Genomic DNA, 6,108 nt, shown 5'->3' on the forward strand with positions numbered 1-6,108 from the left:
GCCAAGCAGATGGCCATGCAGCGCCTTCGTTGCGCTGATCGGGATGTGGTACGCGCGTTCGCCGAACACCGCCTTGATCGCGGCGGTTTCAACGCTATCGTTGGCTTGCGTGCCGGTGCCGTGCGCGTTGATGGCGTCGACCGCCGACGGCTCGATCAGTGCCGATTGCAGCGCCGCACGCATCGCCATCGCCTGGCCTTCAGCAGTGGGGCGCGTGATGTGAGCGGCATCCGTCATAAGGCCATAGCCGAGCAATTCGCCGTGGATCGGCGCGCCGCGCGCCAGTGCGTGGTCCCATGGCTCAAGTATGAGCATCGCCGCACCCTCGCCAAGCACCATGCCGCTGCGGTTCTTCGAGAACGGCTTGCAGGAGGCGGATGGTTCGTCTTCATCGATGCTGGCCAGGGTGTGCAGCGCCTCCCAGGCCTTCAACGAGCCGAATGAGAGAGGCGCCTCGGCACCTCCGGCGATCGCCAGATCGAGACTGCCATTGGCCACGCGCAGCCACGCTTCGCCGATGGCCACTGCAGACGATGAACAAGCCGTCGAATAGGTCAGATTCGGACCGCGCAACGCATGTTCAATGCCAATCCATGCGGAGGGTGCGTTGTGCATGCCCATCAACACGGTGAATGGCTTGATGCGGTCCGAGTTATCGCCATAGAGCGTTTTGTATCCTTCGTCATTGGACTGTGAACCTCCCATCCCCGTCCCGACAAAGACGCCAGCCCGGTCGGGATCAAGTTGGCGCAAGTCACAACCCGAATCGACCAGCGACTGGTTGGCAGCGACCAAAGCAAACTGGCTCACCCGATCCAGCATTCGTAGCTTGGGGGGAGCAAAATGGTCGGCACCGGCAAAACGCACGGTGGCCGCCAGCGGTGCTAAAAGTCGATGGCTGAGCGGGAGGTCAAGGCGGTTGATTGCGGAACGGCCGAAATAGGCATTTGAGTACGCTTCGTCCAGCGTATTGCCGAGTGGCGAGACCATACCCATGCCGGTGACCGCGACCCGCCGCATGGCACACATCAAGCCGCCACTCTGGCCGCGCCAGCCTGAATAGCATCACCGTGTTGTGCTGCAACAAGCACATCGATATAGCCAACCACATCACCGACGCTTGCCAGTTTTACCGGTTCCGTCGATACCTTGACCTTGAATTCGTCCTCGACGGTGAATAGCAGTTCGGCAACGCCGAGCGAATCGATACCCAGTGCTTCCAGCGGTGTATCGAGTGTCAATGAGTCGGGATCGAGTTTGTATTCCTTGACGAGGATTTCACGGAGTAGTTCGATAGTTGTTCTCATGTCGGTTCCTTTACAGTCATCCAGTTATTAACGTCAGGTCAGCCCTGAATGTCGTGCATCGCCAAAAGGCACGACACCCGATTCTGCTGCCATTTCTACAGTCGGCGTGAGCCGGTCAATCAAAGCCAGATCGGCCGCACAACGCACTTTACCGCCCCATTTGGCGCCCAGGGTCAGCATACCGGGCCACGCCTTTGCCAGTGCCACAAGCGGTGCGGACAAGACTGGCCGCATTGCCAGGTGGGCGAAGGTCGCCGCCAGCTTCAGCCGTGACTCGAACTGGTGCCGCCATTCCACGGCATAGCGTCGTCCAACCTCGCGTTGCCACACCCTTGAGGTTATGCTTTGCGGCTGATCAGTACCCAGCAGATGAGTACAAAGCAGCCACGACGATTGCAGCGCCATGCTGATGCCCTCGCCGATAATCGGATGGGCCTCGCCTGCGGCGTTGCCGATACGGAACGGTTCGTCTTCAACACCCAGCCGGATTCCGGGATTCAGAGGACCGACAGCGAGCCAGGCCCCTTCGCGGGAAGCCCCCTGCAACGCCGTACGCACCCCTTTGCACTGCTGTTTGAGCATGGCTTCGACTACCTCGCCAGCCCGAATTCCCGGCGATGCGCGCCGAAGCTCGCCCAGACGATCACTGCGGATGCAGCCCGCGATGGTTGTCAAACCGCCGTCGGCAACGACCATTCCGCCATAACCACCGTCAAACGACAGGATGGGAAGCGAACCCTGATCGAGCGACGTATCGTGAAAATTGGCCTTGAAGGCGAACAGATCGGAGCCACTGCGAGACTCGCGCAAACGAGGGCGTGACGAGGGAAATTCCTCCCATGAACCATGGGCATCAATGGCAATCGGGGTATGCAAGGTCAGCGGAGTCCCGGAGAATACCGTGCGCACGACGCAATGCCAGTCACCGACCTCGCCTTCAATCGCTTGCACTGCGCAGGGCTGTAGCACCAGCACTCCAGCAGCGCGAGCTCGCTCGAGCAGCAGCGTGTCGAGAGTCTCGCGGCCAAGCGCCCTGCCCCAACGGTATTTTCCATGAGGGGATTCAGGCAGATCGGCGATGATCGTCCGATCGCCACGCATCAGTGCGACTTTGCGTAATTGTGGTCCGGCGACTGAATCAATCGCCGAACCGATGCCGAGGGCGTCGAGTAGCGGCAGGTTACTTGCGGCAATGCATTCGCCGCAAACCTTGCGCCGTGGAAAGCGCTGTTTCTCGACCAGTGCGACTGACCAGCCGGATCGCGCCAACAGGATTGCTGCCGAGGATCCGGCCGGACCGGCACCGACGATGACCGCATCGAATACGCTTCGCATCATGGCCTCCCGACGCGCTCTGCGTGTAAGCAGTGGCTGAACAAACCTGCCGAATACTCATGAATTCGCCATTCGTCATGAACAGCCGGCCACAGCGTGGTAAGTTCTTTATCTCGAAAACCGGCATGCACGCTCAGTACGGCGTCTTCACGTGTCACCGCGCCCGCTCCAATCAAGCCAGCCAGGTGGCTTCCGGCGAGAGAAATCCAGTTACGGCGGGGCTCACAGGCGAAGAAGCCGTTGCTTCTTGCGGTGATCGAATTGAGCAACAGGGCGAGTTGCGTACCTTCGAAATGATGCAGGAACAGGTTGGCGACAATCAGATCCCAGCGCGCTGGTTCATTACCGTTCGGAAGCGAGTCGGTAGCGCTTGCCGCCCACTCTAGCGCATCGGCCACTTGCTCCACAACGTTCCACCCGAGCCTGGCATAGTTTTCAATCATCTCCAGGCTAACCAGGGCCTGACGATCGAGCAGGGTCAGCTCGACCCGCGGCCAGGCAGGCGCGAGGGCATGGGCAACGCCCAGCATCAGGTTTCCATCGCCGGCACCCAGTTCCAGCACACGTAGCGGTCTGTTATCCGGGATCGATGCTGTTGTACGATGTAAAGCGCGCCGCAGGATTGTGCGGGTGCCCATCGCACGATGAACACGCCTTAAATCACGACGTGAGCGCCTCGCCGCAGGATCGTCTGCAGCCAGGCCGTCGAGGATTTCGGGGCCAACGATTCGCCTCATGCTCATCAATGTAAACTTTTCTGAAGTTGCCCGGATGTGAATGACTGACTCGTCATTTGCTCACCTTTAGTAGGGCTCCATGGCAACTAAACCCTGCACCGAACGATGAGAGCCACCACCATCCGGGGGGGGCGTCATCGGCCAGAGCGGCCTCGAAGACGAAGTAAATGAATGCGCTGGACAGGTTGCCGTATTCGCGCAACATCGCAGCGCTGTAACGAAAGTCCCGTGCCTGGAGTTCAAATTTTCGTTCAAGTGCAAGCAATACATCGCGCCCACCCGCGTGCATGATCCAAGCACTTATGTCTGAGACGTGCACACCCGCTCGGTCGAGCACGGTATCGAGTACCCGGCGCGCAGACTCCGCAGCCAACCCGGGTACGGCGCGTGTCAGGATGTTGCGCAACATTCCGTCGCGCTGCTCGAACATCAGCGCCTGGCGTTTACCTGGGTCAATCAATGACGTGCTGTCGATCCACTCAATGCGGCGTCCGTCCGGAGCCGGAGCCATAGCCGGAGCGGGATCGCGCGACAGGATCGCCGCCCCGGCACCGTCTCCAAACAGGCAGGCGCTGATCAGAACACCAGGGTCGTTGTCGAGATACATCGCAGCGCTACTGATCTCGACGCATACCGACAGTACATGTTCGCAGCCACCAGAAACCAGCAAGGCACGGGCAAGCTGAAGATTGGGTAACGCCGCCGCACAGCCTTGCCCGACCAGATCGTAGGCTTGCACATCGGTCCGCAGGCCAAGGCGCTCAATCACATACCCGGAAAGACCGGGGCACAGATAACCGGTACAGGTGCTGACGATGACAGCCCCGATATCACGGGGTTCGAGGCTGCTCCTGGCAAGCGCCTGTTCGGCCGCTTGAGCCGCGAGTGCCGGCGCGTGCGCCAGAAAGCGTTGTATCAAGGTATTCGGATCGATACTGAACACGTCGCCGATAGAATCGACAGCAAGCCGCCGCGCTTCGATACCGTTGTCATGCTGCAGGACGGTGCGTGCAATCATGTGGGAGCGAGCATCCAGTCGTGCGTACCAATCGGATTTCTGAAATGCTTCCAGACACTCCGCCTTGGTGTAGCGAGTCCCTGGAGTAGCGGTTCCGATTGCGCGAAAGAACATGCTTGCCGACGTGGTGGCGCGCTTCATCTTCTCAAGATTCCATTCAACAAATTTGTCAATATCGACGATCTCAACAAGCGAAATGCGAAATCACAGGCGAATTTTATGCACTCGCAGGCCAGATGTATGTTCGTTAACGTACATAACGATACGGCAGAAAGCTTTGGAAATAAAAAAAGAATGATCCGGGACAACACGGACAGAACAATTCGTTTTCAATGTGCGTTAGCGAACAGATTAATGGTACTTCCCGGTGCATCGTTCCTTCTTGCCCGAAACGCTGTTGTGGACGGGCATCCTGGCGTTCCGGCAAGCGGAGCGCCATCCCTATGTCATTTTCGAGGAGCCCACAATGATCACTACGTCAAAATCTCCCACGAAGCGGCTCAGCCGGGCAGTTCCTCTGGCCCTGCTGTTCCTGGCTTCGGCCAGCCTTTACGCCCAGCAGCCGATGTCGATTACCCTGAAAGGGGACGCCGAGGTTCCACCGGTGACCACATCAGCGACGGGCACGGGGCAATTCACGGTGCTGCCCGTGCGCACGGTCAGTGGCAGCATCAAGACTTCAGGAATGGTCCCGACGATGGCGCATATTCATGAAGCCGCCGTCGGGAAAAATGGCCCGCCAATCATTACCCTGACCAAAACCGGCAACGACGGCTTTGTCGTTCCCGCCGATGCCAGGCTGACCGAGGCGCAGTACACGAGTTATGTGGCCGGCAACCTTTACGTCAACGTACACAGCGAACAGCACCCACAAGGTGAAATCCGGGCGCAGTTGCTCGGCAGACCGATGCGCATCGCCAACTGACCGGTGTCACGAAGAGTCGGGTTATGCCCACTGAGCTAACACGACCTTCGATCAGGTCGCCGGATAGGCAAGCTTGATGGGTGTCGCAGGGGAAAACGGCTTGCTCGCTAGCGGCTGAATTTGTAATCGCCCGCCGCATGAAGCTGCCATTTTCCATCGCCGGTAAGTTCAAGCACCTGCGAGTGAAATTTCTTGATCGAGGGGCGGTGACCGGTGCTGATCAGCGTCGTCGAGCTGGCCGCCAACTGTTTGTAGAGACTGTTCTCGTTGGTGATATCCATGGCACTGGTCGCTTCGTCGAGTATGGCAAAGCGCGGAGCAAGGCGCAGCACGCGGGCAAAGGCGACTCGCTGTTGCTCACCGACCGACAGCACTTTTGCCCAGTCCAGCTCGACATCCAGGCCACCAAACTGTTCAGCGATATCGGGAAGGTTGACACTGTCCAGCAGCTTGAGGAGTTCCTCATCCGTGACCTCACCCTCCTGTTGCGGGTACAACAACTGGCTACGCAGGCTACCGATCAGCATGTAGGGTCGTTGCGGCAGAAACAGCATCTCTTCGATTTCGGGCCGTAAAATACGACCGCTTCCGGAGCGCCACAGACCGGCAATGGCACGCAACAGCGAGCTTTTCCCGCTGCCGCTGGCGCCGACGATCAACAGCCCCTCCCCCGGTTTGATTTTCAGGGTGAGATTGCTGAGCAGCACGCGCTTCTGGTTGGGTGTGCGCAAGGTGAGTTTCTCGATGGCCAGATGCGAATCCTGCACCAGCTCGATGGTTTCCGCG

7 protein-coding genes are annotated in these 6,108 nt (G+C 59.1%); 1 reads left to right on the plus strand and 6 read right to left on the minus strand.

Features of this window, described 5'->3' with window-relative positions:
- From JNM42_RS08615 to JNM42_RS08635, 5 genes are all read right to left on the minus strand, one after another.
- A partial coding sequence (locus JNM42_RS08615) for a beta-ketoacyl-[acyl-carrier-protein] synthase family protein (RefSeq protein WP_294268330.1) occupies positions 1 to 1,020 on the minus strand: 1,020 nt, incomplete at its 3' end.
- Between the two features lie 8 nt (positions 1,021 to 1,028).
- On the minus strand, positions 1,029 to 1,307 hold the full coding sequence (locus JNM42_RS08620) for a phosphopantetheine-binding protein (protein ID WP_294268332.1): 279 nt from the start codon (positions 1,305 to 1,307) through the stop codon (positions 1,029 to 1,031).
- Between the two features lie 33 nt (positions 1,308 to 1,340).
- The gene (locus tag JNM42_RS08625) at positions 1,341 to 2,645 is read right to left on the minus strand and encodes an FAD-dependent oxidoreductase (protein WP_294268333.1); all 1,305 of its coding nucleotides are present in this window, start codon (positions 2,643 to 2,645) and stop codon (positions 1,341 to 1,343) included.
- The gene (locus JNM42_RS08630) at positions 2,642 to 3,385 is read right to left on the minus strand and encodes a class I SAM-dependent methyltransferase (RefSeq protein WP_294268336.1); all 744 of its coding nucleotides are present in this window, start codon (positions 3,383 to 3,385) and stop codon (positions 2,642 to 2,644) included. The genes JNM42_RS08625 and JNM42_RS08630 overlap by 4 nt, the downstream gene beginning before the upstream one ends.
- A 46-nt stretch (positions 3,386 to 3,431) precedes the next feature.
- Positions 3,432 to 4,538 (minus strand): 3-oxoacyl-[acyl-carrier-protein] synthase III C-terminal domain-containing protein, encoded by a 1,107-nt coding sequence (locus JNM42_RS08635; RefSeq protein ID WP_294268338.1) that lies wholly within the window; start codon positions 4,536 to 4,538, stop codon positions 3,432 to 3,434.
- A gap of 325 nt (positions 4,539 to 4,863) precedes the next feature.
- On the opposite strand from JNM42_RS08635, the gene JNM42_RS08640 reads away from it, so the two are divergent.
- On the plus strand, positions 4,864 to 5,322 hold the full coding sequence (locus JNM42_RS08640; RefSeq protein WP_294268340.1) for a CHRD domain-containing protein: 459 nt from the start codon (positions 4,864 to 4,866) through the stop codon (positions 5,320 to 5,322).
- A 107-nt stretch (positions 5,323 to 5,429) separates the two neighbouring features.
- Here JNM42_RS08640 and JNM42_RS08645 read toward each other — a convergent pair.
- A partial coding sequence (locus JNM42_RS08645) for an ATP-binding cassette domain-containing protein (protein WP_294268341.1) occupies positions 5,430 to 6,108 on the minus strand: 679 nt, incomplete at its 5' end.

Source organism: Propionivibrio sp., from assembly GCF_016790145.1.
In the GTDB taxonomy this organism is placed as follows: Bacteria; Pseudomonadota; Gammaproteobacteria; order Burkholderiales; family Rhodocyclaceae; genus Propionivibrio.